A 17,144-nucleotide genomic window follows, 5' to 3' on the forward strand; every position below is an offset into this window, starting at 1 on the left:
TCTAATTCAGACCAATTGGTTAGGTTTTGTAAGTAAATGACGGCCAAAAGAATGAAAAATTCGGTTAAATGAAAAAGACTTACAAACTATGAAAAAATCATGGATATTGTTTTAAGCGACTGACCACACTCAAGAATGCCATTCAAAGTAAGAATGATTTTTTTGCTCATGGTATTCAAAAAATGCACAACCCAACACCATGCCGTTGTTATTTTCCTACATAAAAAGCAAAAAATCGTCATAAGAGATGATTTCTGAAATAAACTTTCTTGTTTTTTGAAAAAAATCGCACATTAGGACTGTTTTTTGTACAGCCAAACAGTGACATAGACAAATTCTAGGGATAACATACTGTCCCAGCATCCCCCCGTGCTCCCTTTTATAGATCTCACTCTTTATTGATAAATGTTAAGGTTCTCACATGAACGCTTGGTATCTCATCTGTTTCTTATCGGCACTAGCGGTGTTCATCGCTTTTACCAACCAATACATACTAAAAATGCAAACAACAATCGCGATTACCACTGGATCCGTTGTTATTTCCTTACTTTTGATACTTGCAGTAAAGATGCTAGGCGATGAAACAGCCTTATTTATCACCCAAGTTGTTTCCGGCATCGACTTTAATCAGCTATTACTTAAAGGAATGTTGGGCTTTTTGTTGTTTGCTGGGGCGCTAGAAATAGACCTAAACGCATTAAAAAGGCAGCGTTGGGAAATCACCATACTGGTGCTTTTTTCTACGCTTGTGTCGACCTTTATCGTTGGTTACTTAAGCTACTTCGCATTTTCGCTGTTTAACTTCCCTATTCCTTTCATTTACTGCTTGTTATTTGGCGCCTTGATCAGCCCTACGGACCCTATTGCCGTTCTGGCAATCATCAAGCAAATGAGTGCGCCGCAAGGCATCTCTATTCAAGTAGAAGGGGAATCCTTATTTAATGATGGTGTTGGCTTAGTTATTTTTACCACCATTTTCGCTGTCGCGTTTTATGGCACTGAAGCAAACTTCACCGAGGTCGCTGAGCTCTTTTTAGTGGACGCTATTGGTGGTATCGCATTCGGTCTTGTTATCGCACTGGTTGGCCATTTTGTCATCATCAATTGCAAAGACATAAACACACGCTTGCTCGTTACGTTAACTATCCCTTCTGCTGGCTTTGCGCTGGCAAATATCTGGGAAATCTCCGGTGCCCTTGCCATGGTTACCAGCGGCATACTTCTTGGTAACATTACGCGAGCAACGGCATCAAAAAGACGTGGGCCTGATGGCACACGTTACGTAAAAGATTTTTGGCACGCGACTGACAGCTTTTTAAACGCTTTACTCTTCCTAATCATCGGCATGCTGATTGTTACGATTCCTTTAACATGGCAAATCATTGGCCTTGGCTTAGTCATGGTCCCTATCGTTTTGTTGGCTCGTTTTATTAGTGTTGGAAGCCCTTATTTATTGTTCAAAAAATTCCGTGAATACGATAAGCATTCGGTAAAAATCCTGACATGGGGAGGCTTACGAGGAGGCTTGGCGTTAGCGATGGCGGCGGCTATTCCAAAAAACCAAATGATGATTGAAGGGTTGGATTTACACGACATCATGGTCATTATTACCTACGTTGTGGTTATTTTCTCCATCATTGTACAAGGTTTAACCATCTCTCCGTTGATCCAGAAAAGCATCGAAGCGGCAAAAGAAAAAACGAAGTAAGCCAAAGCGGTAAATACATCATAGAAAAGCCAGCATCAAGTTGGCTTTTTTTTGGCTAAAATTTATCTGCTTCACTTTCTATTCATTTCACAATATTTGTCATAGATCACAAAAACAAACATGTTATCGTCATAAAATACTTTTATAGGAACACACAACCAGAATTCACTTAGTACAAGAGAGCACAACAGTGTCAGAAACTCTACAAAGTAAGCCTTGTCATTCAGCACTCATCACCAAGCGCAATAATGTCAAGATATCAGGCAAAGGCAGCCAAACCATTCTGTTGGCTCACGGTTTCGGTTGTAATCAAAATATGTGGCGCTTTGTGCTTCCTCACCTTGAAAAGCATTTCAATGTTGTCATGTTTGATTATGTCGGTTGCGGAAACTCCGACTTTTCGGCTTACCAAGAAAGTCGTTATCAACACCTAGAAGGTTATGCCTTAGACATTATTGAAATTTGTGATGAATTAAACCTACAAAGCGTCATCTTTGTGGGCCATTCAATTAGCAGTACGATTGGTTGGATTGTTGCGGATCAACGACCTGAACTGTTCTCACATATGGTTTCCATATGCCCTTCTCCCTGCTTCATAAATTATGGTCAAGACTACCAAGGCGGCTTTGAACGAAGTGACCTAGAAGGTTTAATTCAACTAATGGACAAAGACTATATTGGCTGGGGGAATTATTTAGCGCCCATGGTGGTCGGGGCGGGATTACCAAAAATAGACGCCAACGTTGATGAAAACGACCAGTTAATAAATGAACTACTGACGAGCTTCTGCTCTACCGATGTCACCTACTCCAAACCTTTTGCCCAAGCGACCTTTTTCTCCGACTGCCGTAAGCTACTGCCTAAAATCTCCCACCCTTGCTTATTATTACAAAGTTCCAATGATGCATTAGTGGATGTTTCTGTGGGTGAATACACACAACAAAAACTCAAAAATGCGGAGTTGAAAATAATCGAAGCGAATGGCCATTGCCTGCATATGACTCACCCTATGCACGTGTTTGATCACATTCAATCTTTTATAGGAAACGATTGAGCAATCGCTTGTGCCATAGGGTCAACCACTTGATTAAACCAGCTAGCAGATAAGGTTTGCACCATGGCCGAGTAGCCGTCTGCTTGTAATTCTTTTTTCACATAAAAAGTATTAGACGCAGACAGCTCTCCTGTTTCTGAAATGATCTGCCAACGCCCAGAAATATGGGCAACCCCCTCTAAATCCGCATAAAAATCATCAACTTCAATATTAAGCAATGCGATTGCATAAGAAGGTAACCTTTGGCCTGCAAACCACGTGATGTCAGGCAATGTTCTTTCTAAACGCTGCTGCGTTAAACGCGTTAACTGTGGAGATAATGTCTCTGCCCATAAATTACTTTGAGAACGATGCACTGTGCCTTTATTCGTTACCAGTACGATCTCGTTACCCGCCAAATAGTTCGCTACAACCACTGGCATTAACTGTACGGAGGTACTGTTTGTTGGAAGAGCAGGCACCTCTTTCAAGTCAGCGTCCATTAATAAGTATTCATGGCTTTGTACAGCAGGGGTAGAGCAACCTACGACCATCCAGCTCACTATCAACAACAAAATGACACGAAAACCTACTTTTACCATTGTCTTATCCTTGTACTATTTCGCGGCTTTAGGCTGCACATCACTACGTGGTTTACTATCAAAAATTAGGGTATTTGGGTTTTCCCTAAGTTGACGAAGTAATGGCTGTAATTCATTCAATGCACGACCTAAAGACACCATATTCTCTCTTAATGGGCCGCCTATTTGACCATTGGCCTGATACGTTTCTAATGTCAAATTCAGCTCATTTATCGCCGCTGTCAATTCGGCAGGCAACTGCTGAGTGTCAGGCGAATTAAGCAATTCCGTCACACCTTTACTAACAACTTGTAACTGACGCAAGGCTTCACTTGCCTCGCTCATCGTTGCAGACACTTGCTCCAACGTACTATTGATAGGCACCTGAGACAAGTTATCTAAAATTTTAGCTACTTTATCTTCCATATTGGCAAAGGCATCTGGTGATGTTGGGAAAACATTAAACCCAGCAAACTCTTTCCATTTAACAGGAGGAGGATTATCAACATAGTCGATATTAATCACTTTGGCGGCGTTCAAATAGTTACCAATTTTTAGCGATGCTCGTAAACCATTGGCAATTCGCTCTTCTATATAATCATTCCATTGCGCAAGAGACATTCCATTCTCGGGATTCAGAGCATTTAAACGTTGCGGTTCAATTCTTGCTCGAACCGGAATCAACGGCTTATCTAGCCCAGTTAAGGTTTGCATTGGAATGCCGCTAAATGGCACTTCTAAGACAGTGCCAATTCTTACTCCTCGAAATTCCACAGCAGCGCCTGGTGTCAACCCACTCACATTGCTATCGAACATAAATACGTAGTTTATAAACTCGCTGTACATGTTATTTGTGGCGCTCTCTTTCGAGGCGTACAAACGAAAAGTCGCCATGTCTGCAACAGGTACACCTGCCATACGGCCTGTTGGTAACCCAAATGAAATCCCACCAGCAAAGAAGGTTTCTAGGGAATCAAGACGAACCTCAAAGCCACTCGCAGAACTCTTAAAAGAAAGCCCCGGCGTTAACCAAAACTGTGACTCACTATTCACCAAAGCATCATAAGGCGAGCGGATAACCACATTATAAGTAATGGCACCTTTATTGGCATCGAAGCCCACTTTCTCGACATAACCCACTTCGTAGCCACGAAAATGCACAGGCGCACCCACATCCAATTTCGCCCCATCCATACTGGACAAAACAAGGCGCACGCCTTCGTTTTCTGTTGAAAGTGGTGGCTGACTTAACAAGGTGAAATCCGTTTGTAATCGACCCTTAGCTCCTGGCTTCATATCGATATAAGCACCAGACAACAAGGTTCCTAAACCACTCACGCCTTCTTTGCCTATCCTAGGCTTCACCACCCAAAATCGAGCATCGTCGCGCAGCATTTGCTCTGTACCATGCTGCATTCGTACCTTAATAATCGCTTTTTCAAAGTCATCGCTTAAGCGAATGCCAATCACCCTTCCCACATCCACATTACGTGATTTGAGCTTGGTTTTACCTACTTCGAGTCCATCGGCATTAGACGCGACCAAAGTAATAACAGGACCTTGGCTAGACCAGTTTTCATACAGCATCCAGCCAGCCACTATCAAGGCGATTAGCGGCACTAGCCAAATAGAATTAAATCTGACTTGTCGCATATTTTCGACTTGCTTGTTCTGATCACTCACTCTGTTCCCCTCTCCAAAGCAGAAGCACTCGATTCAGGCGCTTTATCCCATAATAACCTTGGATCAAATGTCATCGCCGCTAACATAGTTAAGACAATAACAGCGGTAAATGACAAAACGGCAGGCCCAGGTAAAATTGACATAAAATTCCCCATCTGCACCAAACTGGTCAAAATAGCCACAACAAACACATCGATCATCGACCAACGCCCAACGAATTCCGTAATGCGATACAGTTTAATTTTTTGCTCTGTCTGTTTATCATCAGGAAAATAAGCCTGCCAACACAACCAACTCAATGCCAACACTTTGGCAAGCGGTATCACCACACTCGCAATCAAGATAATCAGCGCAACGGGATAAGACCCTAAAGACCAAAGCAATAAAACCCCACCCATAATGGTAGAAGGATCCGTACTGCCCAAAAATGTCGTTTGCATGATAGGGAATACATTCGCAGGAATGTACATCACCAAAGAAGCAACAAGTAACGCAACGGTAGTACTTATACTCCTTGGACGTCGGCTATAAACAGAATGACCGCAACGATTACAGTGAGTGGTATCAATAGTATGGCTCGCACCACAAAAATGACAAGCAAGCAACCCTTGCCCTTTAGCCGTTGCCTCTGTACCAGTTACATTAGCCGCTTGACCAGAAATTTGATGCCAAAACCACCGTTTATCAACCAATACAACCGTTTTAAGCAACAATATTACGTAACCACAAAAAGCCCAAAAAGACAGACCAAAGGAAATATCGGCCAGACTGTTCATTTTTACTAAAGCGACCAATACCCCCACCAGAAAAACATCGACCATCAACCAAGGTTGCATCACCGTCACCCAGTGCAAACTATACCCTTGAATAGTGCGCAACGTGAGCTGCTGCGGATGCCGAAAAGACCAAACCAAAAACAAAACCGACACTAGGTAAATAATTGGAAAAACAAACAAGGCAAGACTGATAATGGCCCCAAGAATCAGGTAGCCCTGCCCCAACAAGACTTCAAGAGTATTGAATAAAGTAACGCTATGCTTGATGCCATTTGTCGAGAAGGCTAAAAATGGAAAGCTCATGGCTAACGCAAGCATCAATAAAGAGGACAAACCAGCCCCCATGATCCTTGCAGACACATGCTTATGGACACTCACTAAAACATGATCGCAATGCTGACAGCGGTAGCGCTCGCCAGCTTCCAGTGGCGGAATACAATTAACAAAATCACACTCATCACAGATGGTGATCGTTTCATGAAATTGCGAATCACTCATAATAAAGCCACGAACTACATACCTAATTAAGTTAAAGCAACCAACCTATCTAACACGAAGCCTATGACAATAATCAAGCTATCAAAGATATTCCAATAACCTAGATATGCTAAAAAGTAGCCTTCCTAGAGAGAACGACACATCACTAACGCTGTAATATCTGCTGAGTTTCAAACGACAAAGGCGTGGACTTCCAACCACGGATACTCGTATCCACATCCGCTTCCACGCTGACATCAACAGACACGGGGTCTGAACTCATCAAAAGACGAAATAAGCTCGATCCCATATCCCCCACGCTAATGGAAAGCGGTATAGAAAGACGCTGAGTTTTTCCTTCCAGCAAACTGATGTTTTGTATATTGCCTTCGCCCAACGACTTACCTGCTGTTTTCAATTGATAACCGACTTTGCTCAATGTTACATCAAAGCGATTTGGGTTAGTCACCTCTAAATCAACACTCAATTTAACCCCGCTCAGCCCAATAGAGTCCACATTCAAATTCTTAAATGCCACCTCCGGCTGCTTTGGAATAGGAAGGACACCGGCAAAATGAACAGGCATACTTAAGTTGCCTAATACAGGCAAATCAACCACAACATCGCCGTCTACTGCGTAGTTGAACTCGGTCATCTTGGATAAATCGCCAACACTCTTAATGACTTGATCAAAGGTCAATATCACCGGTAAAGCGATGCTGTTACTGCCTTTTGCTGGCAAAGACAAACTGGCATCAGGCTGCTTCACCTTGGCTATGTTCTGCTGGTTGATCAATAAATCCAGATCAAATCCCGCTGTTTTAAGAGCAAAAGAGTTAGGGTTACTGACTTTCACATCCACCAGCAGCGTGACAGACTCTGTCGACAAACTCTCAATGGCAACCCCAGTTACCGACGCTTTTGGCTTGTGAACATCCATCGTCTTTTGCAACGCACTGCAACCAGACAAAAGCACAATAAGCGCCATAGTTATAAAACGAAAAAACATGCTCTACGCCTTCTTAATTACTGGAAGATAGCCTTGTATACGCTCAGGCAGCCTTTGTACAAACACAGAGCGAACAGTATGCCAATAAAAAGACAATAAAAGTAACGACGCCCCCACTACAACCCCAGTCACCGCAAAGCTGTAACCCACGCCACCATAATGGTCAAACAAGCTAACCAAAGCGTAAATTACATATATCAAAGACGATACCATAAAAGCACGACGATCAATCGAGATAGACACCACCGTCATCAACAAGTACAAAAGGACAATCAACAGCATATTCGTCAAACTTTCATTACCATCTAAAATGCCTAAATTAGAAAAAATAGGATGAATAATTAAAGGGGCTGACAACAAGTGTAACCAAAATGCCACATCCGACTTACGTGTTGTACGGCTCGTATCACCTGCATCCCAGTACATCGCCAAGGAAAATGATATACAACCACACACAAACAAAGTGACCATCGTAAACCCTGCACTTTGAGGGAAAAGACTCAGCACACTTGAACCCAACAAAGCTAAGGCTGTTGCTGTACCAACAGCGACCGTAATTGGCACCTTAAAACGACGCCAATGAAGATAAGCAGCCAGCGTAGACACCGCAGTGGAAAAAATCACCGCATAGCTAGACTGATCACCCAATAAAGACCCCGCAAAATTAAAAGCACCGCCCACAAAAGTAAGCAGCAGCACGATGGCAGGTAACGCCATTTTCCGACGCTTCACAAAAACTTCAGCCAGCCCCCAAGACAAGACCGCAAACACCAAATACGCCAAACTGTCATGAATTGACATCAATACCCAAAGCGATGAAAACAGCAGCAAGGCACAAGCAATCACGATAAAGATATCGTTAAAACCGCCCACCAAGCGAAAGTTCTCTTCATCTACCGCAGATGAGCCATTTGATGACGATACAAGCTGACGAAACTCCTCCACTGCATTAGCAGAAAAGACTCCTTGCTTGACGGCTAAATTTAAATCTTCGTCGGTATACATAACCATCCTTATAGACAATGTCTGCTATACGCTAAACTTACTGCGAAAAGCAAAATAAACGGCGCCGACTAAACATAAGCCAGCCCAAAGGTAATCCAATTTTAAAGGCTCTTTTAAGTAATAAACTGAAAACGGCACAAAAACCATCAAGGTTATCACTTCCTGCATAATTTTTAACTGTCCGACATTCAGTGCGGTATAACCGATTCGATTAGCAGGCACCTGCAACAAGTACTCGAACAATGCGATTCCCCAACTAACCAGAGCCGCAATAATCCAGGGCTTATTATTCAGCTCTTTCAAATGTGCGTACCATGCAAAAGTCATAAAAATATTGCTACAAATAAGCAACGAAACACTTAACGCAATAGGGTTCATACACCGTTCTCACAACACACGAAAGTCAAAAAATAGACGCAAAAAGACAGAAAAAACCACTATCCTTAGCTGCCTGTCGCCCATTATAAACAAAACTAAAACGCTTGCTGCAAACTTACAATATCTTCTCAAATAACCCTTTACTTGCTCTGCAATAAGCACATACTCAGGGGGCTACGACATCACTTTCACAGTGTGAATACCAAGCGTAGCAACAGCCCTATCGTAGGCAAAAGCCCACGAAGGTTATACAGTTATGGCTAATGGTGAATATCATGAGTAAAGGTCAAAACAGTAAGAAAGATTCAAAGAAGAAACCGCTTTTAACGGCAAAAGAAAAGAAAGCAGCGAAGGTGTCTAAAAAATCGACCACCAACAGTATATTAGGAAACTAACCTCGCCTGCTAGCCACCATCATCTTATTGGTGGCACTAGATTCGAGCCATATAAGCCCTAACTTATCATTAGGGCTTTTTTATTTTTCATCACTACGGGCGCGATGATTTCTGAGGACTACGACCATTTGCAGGTCGTTTACCTTTAGGAGCAGGCTTACCATTTCCTTTTGGTGCGCCACTAGGTTTACCAGTCGGACGTTTACCAGCCCCATTTCCAGCGGGCTTCTTGCCATCACCAAAAGGACGACGATCTTTTCCTTTCGAACCAGCAGGCTTTCTAGAATCCTCCCTTGGGTGTTTAGTATTGCCTTTCGTCGCAGCCTTGGGCTTTGTTGGTGGTTTCGGCTTTGACGCACCAGCAGAACGAGTGTTTTTACGCGGTGCATTGCGAGACTTCTTAGCGGGTGCACTGGCTTCCGAAGAAGAATCCTCAACAGACTTAAGCAGCACAGACAACTCCTTCTGCGTTAAATCTCGCCATTCACCAACCGGGATTCCTTTCAAACTCACATTCATAATCCGCGTACGTTCAAGCTTCACAACGTCATAGCCGAAATACTCACACATACGACGAATCTGACGATTCAACCCCTGTACTAACGTAATGTTAAAGACATTCGCTGTGACCTTCTTAACCGGACATTTCTTCGTCATCGTCCCCAGAATCGGCACACCGCCCGCCAAACCAGCAATAAAGTCATCGGTAATCGGCTTATTCACCGTCACCAAATACTCTTTCTCGTGGTTATTCCCGGCACGCAGCACTTTATTAACCAAATCACCGTTATTGGTCAAAAAGATCAACCCCTGAGAATCTTTATCCAAACGACCAATCGGGAAGATACGCACCCCGTGGCTAACAAAATCGACAATGTTATTTTTCTCGGAACTCTCCGTCGTACTCACAATACCAACCGGCTTATTCAACACAATAAAAACAAAATCATCCGCGTCTTGCGGCTCGATGATTTGCCCATTCACTCGCACCGTATCGCCAGCAACCACCTGATCGCCCACCGAAGCACGCTTGCCATTGATGAACACATTACCTTGTTCAATAAAGCGGTCAGCGTCCCTTCGAGAGCAGATACCGCTTTCGCTGATGTATTTATTTAAACGAGTAGAGGAAGCGTTAAACATAAAGTGCCGTTTTACCTAATAGAAAGCCTTTCCAACGAAGAAAAAACCAAAACTGAATGAATCGTAACAACGAGATGGCGCACATTATATAGGAAATGCCGTGAGCATTTTAGGGAGATACAAAGAAATCTAGAAATATATCCGCAATCAAAAACGGCGAATAAAGGATTATTGATGCGTCTCTAAATAGTATTTTTCCTGTTCAAGAATACGATCTGTATTAAGAGAAGCAATACTCACTTCATGGGAATGAGGCAACATACCAATGGTTTGCAAATGCAAATAGCGCATCGCACACACTCGCAGAAAAGACGTGAAATTATCCAAATTATGGCCCGCATCTAAGGCTTCATGATTTAGCTTGGCAATCATCTGCGACAAGGACAACTTATCGCGCTGAGCAATCTCTTCCAGCGTAAACCAAAAGAAACTTTCCAATCGAATACTGGTGACCATGCCATCAATACGCAAAGAACGAGTGACATTTTCCCACAGACTAGGATCTGAATTCACAAAGAGCTTACACATTGTATTTTCCCTATCGAATGACGTTTTTTATTATTGGAATGAAATAACTCAATGCAAACAGTCTAGCCGAAGATGCAGAAAAATAGTCGGACGAATTTAACTTTTACTGTCTCATGACAAAATTAAATCCGCCCTAATAGACTCACCGAGTCTAAGCTTTTTACTTGTCTAGCAAAACATAAAACTGAGCAAGCCAGGCAGGATGGGCAGGCCACGCCGGTGCTGTCACCAAATTGCCATCGGTCACCGCCTGATCAACGGGAATATCCATAAATTCCCCTTTCGCAAGCTCCACCTCGGGCTGACAAGCAGGATACGCCGAACACTTCCTGCCCTCCAGCACACCTGCAGCCGCCAACAACTGCGCACCATGACACACCGCCGCCACAGGCTTGTTGGCATCAAAGAAATGCTTAACCATAGCAACGACAGCTTTATTCAAACGAAGGTACTCAGGCGCTCGCCCACCGGGAATCACCAAAGCATCGTAATCTTCCGCCTTGATATCCGCAAAAGTCGCATTCAACGCAAAACGATGCCCCGGCTTCTCCGTATAGGTTTGATCGCCTTCAAAATCATGAATAGCCGTCGCCACCGTATCACCAGATTTCTTATCTGGACACACCGCATGCACTGTATGACCGACACTCATCAACGCCTGAAACGGCACCATAGTTTCATAATCTTCCGTGAAATCACCCGTAATCATTAAGATTTTTTTATTAGACATGACACCTTCTCCTGTTTTGGTTAAAACGTCCTATGTTGTAACAGCTAGAGAAAGCAAAAAGGTATTAATGGGTTATTACATTGAACCCTTCCCCTTTTCGAAACCAAAAAACGTAGGTCTGATGAGACGAGGAACGAGGCGTGATCTGACGCTGAAAGCGAAGCTTTCATCTTATAAGTCGCGCCTTTAGGCCGACACAGAACGAAACAGCAGGGAACATAGCGAATTCGCTGCTTTGTTTTGTTATAAATTTTCCTTAATGTGCCAAACTCTCAAAATATAAACAATACCACTGGTGATTAAATACCGGACGGTGTAATCACCAATATATAGATCTCGGATTTTTTCAGGATCTGGCGCTTTTATGACCGGCAAGCCAATTTCAGGGAATTGCTTTAGTTTGAAAATTCCTTCTTGAAGATCAATTGCGATTCTTCGTGCGGCGTAAGGATTCTGAACCTCAACAAACTCGACAACCCGTTGAAGATCTTTCACCGACTCTGGGGAATATTCAACCTCTATCATTTCGGTGGCTCTTTGCGCTCACCAGTGCCCCAGCTATTTAGCCAGGCATTCACATCTGCCTCAGCAATGGATTTACCTGCTTTAATAGACTCTAGAGCCTCCAGAGTGTCTGCCCACCGAGACTCCTCTACAGACTGCCTTGCCAAAAACTCTTTAATCGCTTGATTTATAAGATAATTCTTACTTCTATCTAACTTGCTAGCTAAAAATTCAAGTGGCTTATCTATGTCATCCGCTAGCCGAATACTTGTAATACCCATTGAAACGATCTCCTGTACTAGTTTGTAATACATTTTAGTACATGCGAGTACTCAAGGCTAGAGTGATTTATAACGCCTAGCACAGGGGCGGAACGTAGTTTTGTCCCTTGCTGCTGATTGTTATTTGGCGCTCGGAAATCTCAACATCTCACCAATTATATTTTCCAAATCCTGACGCTGAAATGATCGTCCGGATACTCGCGTTTAACATGAATACTCGATATTTCTACACCAAACAGAGCTTTCTTTAGATTGACGTTCACTTTGTCACTTTCATATTCGGGAATCACAAGAATCATGTATTTTTCAATATCTTGATCCGGTATGCCTTTCAAACGCACAACATCCTTTAGCAAAGATCCTTCTTTATGATTCACTGAGTCTAGATGAGACTGCGTGACGATGGTCTTGTCACTCTTTATGAATTCAGAAATGTTGCTTCTTCCCGCTATATTTTTATTCAGAAAGGAAGTTGCGATTATCTTTATTTCCCCAACCATGGTTTGAGGTGATGAACTACTTCTTGGTCTAAACCCATGCAAGTCAAGAGCTTTACCTCTGGGACCAATCTTGTATGAATTTACCATAAAATTTTCGTCTTCAGATTGACGAAACATCTCTCCCTGAATCCAACCTTCTCTGCATCCTTCTGCGTACATTACCGCACCTATTTGCGATGCATTGCGATCAAAAAATTCGCAAAATACTCTCATCCACTCGGTTAACATGTAGTCTCCTCAAAACTGGCCGTCATATATTTCAATGTTGAACGCACTGACTCGAGACTCACCCGACCCCTTAACACCCGCATAAAGGCGATAACACATGGGCTCAAATTAGGAACGGGTTAACGCAGCCCATGTGTTAGCTCACCAGCGAGCGGTTTAATACGTTATAGGCGTTTTTCGACTTTCCAAGGAGGGTTTAAACGATTCTCACCTGCCCAGTAAAGTTTGATTTTATTACCAGACGGATCTTTAAGAATGGCCTCTTTCCACAGGTATCTTTGTTCTGTCGGTAGTTGTTCAAATTGAAAACCTTTTTGAGACAAATCAGCACACAGTTCATCAAGTTTCTCATGCTCGAAGTAGATTACAGAACTATTTACGAATTCATCGGATTCGAGCAGTAAGGAGAAAGTAGAGTTCCCTTCTGGGCAAGAAAATCTAGAGTAATGTGGCGTATCGACAATTTGAGTGAAACCAAGTTTTAGATAAAAGTTAACGGCATCATCCATATCTTTTACTGGCAAAGTAATCTGGTTCAGTTCCATTTAAACTCCTAGTGTATAACGCCTCAATAACCGGCGAGTAAGTTGGTGCTGTTTTTCTGCCTTTTCTCTTAACAAAAACCGCGACAACTGTATCGAGTCTGCGTCCAGCAATCTGTTATGTTTTTTATTTAACCCACTAATTTCTTGGACATATTGTAGCCAGAAATCGTAAAGCCAATTTCTTGGTACAGAGCTAATGCTCGTTGATTTTGATAAGCAACTCTAAGCTTAATTTGATTAATATCAGCAGAAACCAAAAGTTTTTCAAGTTGGCTGATAGCTTGTTTTCCATAACCATTACCACGGTATTCGTCTGCAATATAGAAATCGTAAATGAACGTTGATGCATCACTCGATTTGATAGAATGCCACAGATAACCAATAACTTTTAAAGAATTAGCCGAATCTATTTCGATACACATTAAATCATGTTCGTTGGTCTCAAGACCATTTGGAAAATGTCTAATTAGATCTTGATGAGCTAAATCAGTGGCGATTTCAATCGAGTGACCATAATTTTGAGCGATTTCTTGGCTATAATCAGCGATAAAATAATCGCAATAAGCAGGATACTCTTCAACTCTCATTTTCCTTAGGTTAATCAATTAAATCTCCAGATTACGTTGAACAGTGATAGAAACATGACGCTTCAAGCAGAGGCACCAGCTTCGCTGGTGTCCTGCTGGCTTGATTTGTTATGTGTTTTGGTTAGACTCCTGCCAATACTCAAAGCTTCCTCGAATATTTTTAGCATTTTTTCAAAGGTATCTAGCGTAGCTCCAGAACTAAAAGCTCCGTCAGGCTTAATATCTTGAACAACTGCGTCGATTAATTGATGGAAAGTGATAATTTCAGACGCTTTGCCATTTATGATGACACCAATATTTTTGCAGTTATCTTGATACACCCTCGAATAGTGAGGAGGAACATCTACAATCAAAGTGCATAATACGCCTTCTGGCTGTGTTCTCAGGTAGGTTACTGTCTCTTCAATGGCCAAGAGGTAACCTCTATGATCAATAATTTCTACAAGAGCTTTTATTTCTGCTAGAAGACAATTTTCGATTTGCCTGGAAAAGTTCACATCACGACGTTTTTCCATGATCCAAGTTGGGAAAAATGAGGCTATTGCGCCAGCTACCGCACCACCCAGAGCGGCATAAACAGGAAGCCACTCGTTTGGCTTCGAAGCCGTTATTTCATTAATAATTTTTAAAGTTTCAGCTAAAGACTGTACATCTTGAGGCGACACGTTTAACTCCTTACATATAACGCCGCCATAATCCTCGCGAGCGTCAGGCGACCGTAGCGAGCGAATTTAATGGTCTTGTTATAGGTCTTATTATAGGGCGGGTTCACTTCATTGAGGAACTGGCACTGCAGATTCTAATTCTAAAATTTCTGAATACAATTTAATTAAGTGTTCGATAGTCAAATCTAATATCGGTTCATACATGAAAGAGTTAAGGTGAATATTAGAGCTAACAGTAATACTAACCTTCTCGAGGGTTCTGATAGCTTGACTATCAGGCAATTCTTTTGTATAGGATTTTATTAGAGCACCAAACTGATTCATTGATTCACACCAATAAGTATCATCAGATTTTACTTTTCGTATTTCTTCGATAAGAAAAACTTCAGCTCTCATTCTAATAGCTATTGACAAAACCACTTTATCTTCTAAATTAAGCCCCTCATGGTTAGCCCTATCTTTAATTTCATTTGCTTTAACAAACAATAACTCTTTGAAAGAGCTTGCATCGTTAGTCGGGTAATTTGTATTAAATAAGCGATTATAGATTTCATAATAATCACCGATAGTAATTTGGTCTGTATCTTCTTTCCAGTGCAATAGACTAGTAAGCTTTAAGTAATCAGGATCGGCCTCACCTTTAATATATTCAATTAGATTTCTTGTAAAAGGTACTGTCGCGCAAAGAATAAAATCACTATTATTTATGTTTCTTTTCCACTTTCCGATAAAGTAGTTTTTAATACCTTCAGCTTGAGAAAACGCTATACCATTTTCAGTTCTGCTAGCCATTAAACATCTTTCACGATGAACAAAGTTATTTGCCAAAGTTCTAAAGAAATCAAAATTATGAGTCAGAATTAACTGTGAAAAATGTTCGATTTTAGAAATATCTTCAAGGTATTGAACAATAGCATGCTTATTTTTGTAGTCGAAAGAATCTGCAACGTCGTCAATAATAAAAATGGTCTCTGCTGATTTTCTTTTTCTATCTTCGACTTCAAAGATAAAATTTAGAAGATAAAGTGCGCGTTTCTCCCCTTGACTTAAAGACTTTATTTCGCTTCTAGTACAGTCTATTTGATCATCACCATCTTTGAATGTGAACTTTAATTTTGCTTTATCTCTTCCTAAAGCAGCTTCAACTTGGTTGAATAATGATAAAGTAAATGGCATATCGACAAAGCGATTATTAAAAAGCTCTATAGCTTTAGACCAATTCGGAGCTTCTGTAGCAGCGTCCAATTCAATTTGACGTAACTCAGCCTGGTTGGCAGAAAAAGCCTCTAGGAATACGTCAGAATCTGGACTGTTTTGAACATAAAAAGCCCATAGACACCTCTTGAACTCTACTTGCTTCTCAGGCTTTGTATTTTGTAAAAGCAAATCAACTTCCGTTGCAGAAATATTTTCCAACAATGTAATTAGCGCTTGCGTTTGTGCGTTCTTAGCTAAGTTGCTTCTTAATTTTTTAAGCTCAGCATCACTGTCGATTGACTCATGTACAATCCTCATTTTTTCTTGGAGCTCTTCATAATCAATTGAAGAATTATCACCTTTTAGATGAACTTTATGCCCACCGGCAAAGTACCCTTGTTTATTTAAGGTATTAAATGAAGTATCAGCTTTTACAGGGTTAAAAATTCCGCGAGTATAAATTGTTCCTGCTTGATCAAAGAGTTCTTGATACCGTTGATTAAACTCATTGGACTTTGATAAAAACTCAGAACTCTCTAATATTGAAATAGCCTTAGGGTCAAATATCTCATTATAAATAAAGCTTTCTAGGTCTTCGCCAATGAAAACTCCTTTTGCTAACTCTATTGCCTTTGAGAAACTATCTGTTTGAAAGTCATTTTTCAGTATATTTTCGATATCATCTTTTTTTATTTTTGACTTTTTCTGTAGCGATGTTTCTAGCTTTGATTTCAACTTATTAATATCTGTGACTAATGAGTCATATCTAGCTTTACTTTCCTGATTAATAAGAATGTTCGTTACGGCTTCGTTGTCGGAGCTAATTTCTATTTCAGATTTAAGAACGTATATTTTTTCCTTTTGTATATCGATATTATCAACTTTAACAATACAAGTAGGCTGGCGATTAAAACGTTCTTCATTTGGCTGGTCATCTTTTGATAAAGCTTCAAAAGTTCTAGAGAACGATGTTTTCATTAGTCCATTTGGGGCATAAATTGAGTAAGCTTTAGCTTTTCCTCCGGCACTCGAAAAATCAAAAGTTTCATCTAATGAAGAAATACCATAACAGTTTTTGAGGTATACTTTTAGGCTATCCATAACACATCCTTTTAATTATTCACCAAGACCGAATTTATCACCCAGCCCTATAACACCTAAAGCACGGGCGGTAAAACCAGAGCAAAGCGG

18 protein-coding genes are annotated in these 17,144 nt (G+C 41.3%); 2 read left to right on the plus strand and 16 right to left on the minus strand.

What is annotated here, in order from left to right; genetic code table 11:
- Positions 1 to 421: 421 nt before the first annotated feature.
- Both C1X04_RS10900 and C1X04_RS10905 read left to right on the plus strand, forming a co-directional pair.
- Positions 422 to 1,708, plus strand: coding sequence for a sodium:proton antiporter (locus tag C1X04_RS10900; protein ID WP_110573192.1), 1,287 nt, complete (start codon positions 422 to 424; stop codon positions 1,706 to 1,708).
- 190 nt (positions 1,709 to 1,898) lie between these two features.
- Positions 1,899 to 2,762 carry an alpha/beta fold hydrolase gene (locus tag C1X04_RS10905; protein WP_137169917.1) on the plus strand — a complete coding sequence of 288 codons (864 nt, stop codon included), beginning with the start codon at positions 1,899 to 1,901 and terminating at the stop codon, positions 2,760 to 2,762.
- Here the strand turns inward: C1X04_RS10905 and C1X04_RS10910 are convergent.
- The 16 genes from C1X04_RS10910 to C1X04_RS10985 form a co-directional block, all read right to left on the minus strand.
- Positions 2,738 to 3,343, minus strand: a complete 606-nt coding sequence (locus C1X04_RS10910) for a membrane integrity-associated transporter subunit PqiC (RefSeq protein ID WP_137169918.1) — start codon at positions 3,341 to 3,343, stop codon at positions 2,738 to 2,740. The two genes, C1X04_RS10905 and C1X04_RS10910, sit on opposite strands and share 25 nt — an antisense overlap.
- 15 nt (positions 3,344 to 3,358) lie before the next feature.
- The gene (gene pqiB / locus C1X04_RS10915; RefSeq protein ID WP_137169919.1) at positions 3,359 to 5,005 is read right to left on the minus strand and encodes an intermembrane transport protein PqiB; all 1,647 of its coding nucleotides are present in this window, start codon (positions 5,003 to 5,005) and stop codon (positions 3,359 to 3,361) included.
- Positions 5,002 to 6,279, minus strand: a complete 1,278-nt coding sequence (locus C1X04_RS10920; protein WP_110573200.1) for a paraquat-inducible protein A — start codon at positions 6,277 to 6,279, stop codon at positions 5,002 to 5,004. Before C1X04_RS10920 ends, pqiB begins: the two co-directional genes overlap by 4 nt.
- A 145-nt stretch (positions 6,280 to 6,424) precedes the next feature.
- The gene (locus C1X04_RS10925; RefSeq protein WP_137169920.1) at positions 6,425 to 7,267 is read right to left on the minus strand and encodes an LEA type 2 family protein; all 843 of its coding nucleotides are present in this window, start codon (positions 7,265 to 7,267) and stop codon (positions 6,425 to 6,427) included.
- A 3-nt stretch (positions 7,268 to 7,270) separates the two neighbouring features.
- Entirely contained in the window at positions 7,271 to 8,272 is a 1,002-nt protein-coding gene (locus tag C1X04_RS10930) for a hypothetical protein (protein ID WP_137169921.1), read from the minus strand.
- Positions 8,273 to 8,296: 24 nt separating this feature from the next.
- Complete coding sequence (locus C1X04_RS10935; RefSeq protein ID WP_110573206.1) at positions 8,297 to 8,650, minus strand: DMT family protein; 354 nt, start codon at positions 8,648 to 8,650, stop codon at positions 8,297 to 8,299.
- A 488-nt stretch (positions 8,651 to 9,138) separates the two neighbouring features.
- A complete protein-coding gene (gene rluF, locus C1X04_RS10940) occupies positions 9,139 to 10,188 on the minus strand; it encodes a 23S rRNA pseudouridine(2604) synthase RluF (RefSeq protein WP_110573208.1) in 1,050 nt (349 codons plus the stop codon).
- Between the two features lie 168 nt (positions 10,189 to 10,356).
- Entirely contained in the window at positions 10,357 to 10,716 is a 360-nt protein-coding gene (locus C1X04_RS10945; protein WP_137169922.1) for a ribbon-helix-helix domain-containing protein, read from the minus strand.
- Positions 10,717 to 10,876: 160 nt separating this feature from the next.
- Entirely contained in the window at positions 10,877 to 11,446 is a 570-nt protein-coding gene (locus C1X04_RS10950) for a DJ-1/PfpI family protein (protein ID WP_137169923.1), read from the minus strand.
- A gap of 243 nt (positions 11,447 to 11,689) precedes the next feature.
- Entirely contained in the window at positions 11,690 to 11,971 is a 282-nt protein-coding gene (locus C1X04_RS10955; protein ID WP_137169924.1) for a type II toxin-antitoxin system RelE/ParE family toxin, read from the minus strand.
- Positions 11,968 to 12,231 carry a CopG family ribbon-helix-helix protein gene (locus C1X04_RS10960; protein WP_025265718.1) on the minus strand — a complete coding sequence of 88 codons (264 nt, stop codon included), beginning with the start codon at positions 12,229 to 12,231 and terminating at the stop codon, positions 11,968 to 11,970. Before C1X04_RS10960 ends, C1X04_RS10955 begins: the two co-directional genes overlap by 4 nt.
- A 155-nt stretch (positions 12,232 to 12,386) precedes the next feature.
- The gene (locus C1X04_RS10965; protein WP_137169925.1) at positions 12,387 to 12,959 is read right to left on the minus strand and encodes a hypothetical protein; all 573 of its coding nucleotides are present in this window, start codon (positions 12,957 to 12,959) and stop codon (positions 12,387 to 12,389) included.
- Between the two features lie 164 nt (positions 12,960 to 13,123).
- The gene (locus C1X04_RS10970) at positions 13,124 to 13,504 is read right to left on the minus strand and encodes a VOC family protein (RefSeq protein WP_137169926.1); all 381 of its coding nucleotides are present in this window, start codon (positions 13,502 to 13,504) and stop codon (positions 13,124 to 13,126) included.
- 128 nt (positions 13,505 to 13,632) lie between these two features.
- Positions 13,633 to 14,109, minus strand: a complete 477-nt coding sequence (locus C1X04_RS10975) for a GNAT family N-acetyltransferase (RefSeq protein ID WP_137169927.1) — start codon at positions 14,107 to 14,109, stop codon at positions 13,633 to 13,635.
- Between the two features lie 44 nt (positions 14,110 to 14,153).
- Positions 14,154 to 14,756, minus strand: coding sequence for a hypothetical protein (locus tag C1X04_RS10980; RefSeq protein WP_217494965.1), 603 nt, complete (start codon positions 14,754 to 14,756; stop codon positions 14,154 to 14,156).
- Positions 14,757 to 14,864: 108 nt separating this feature from the next.
- Positions 14,865 to 17,054 (minus strand): hypothetical protein, encoded by a 2,190-nt coding sequence (locus C1X04_RS10985; protein WP_110573223.1) that lies wholly within the window; start codon positions 17,052 to 17,054, stop codon positions 14,865 to 14,867.
- Positions 17,055 to 17,144 lie beyond the last annotated feature (90 nt).

Source organism: Marinomonas sp. FW-1 (assembly GCF_005222245.1).
Lineage (GTDB): Bacteria > Pseudomonadota > Gammaproteobacteria > Pseudomonadales > Marinomonadaceae > Marinomonas > Marinomonas alcarazii.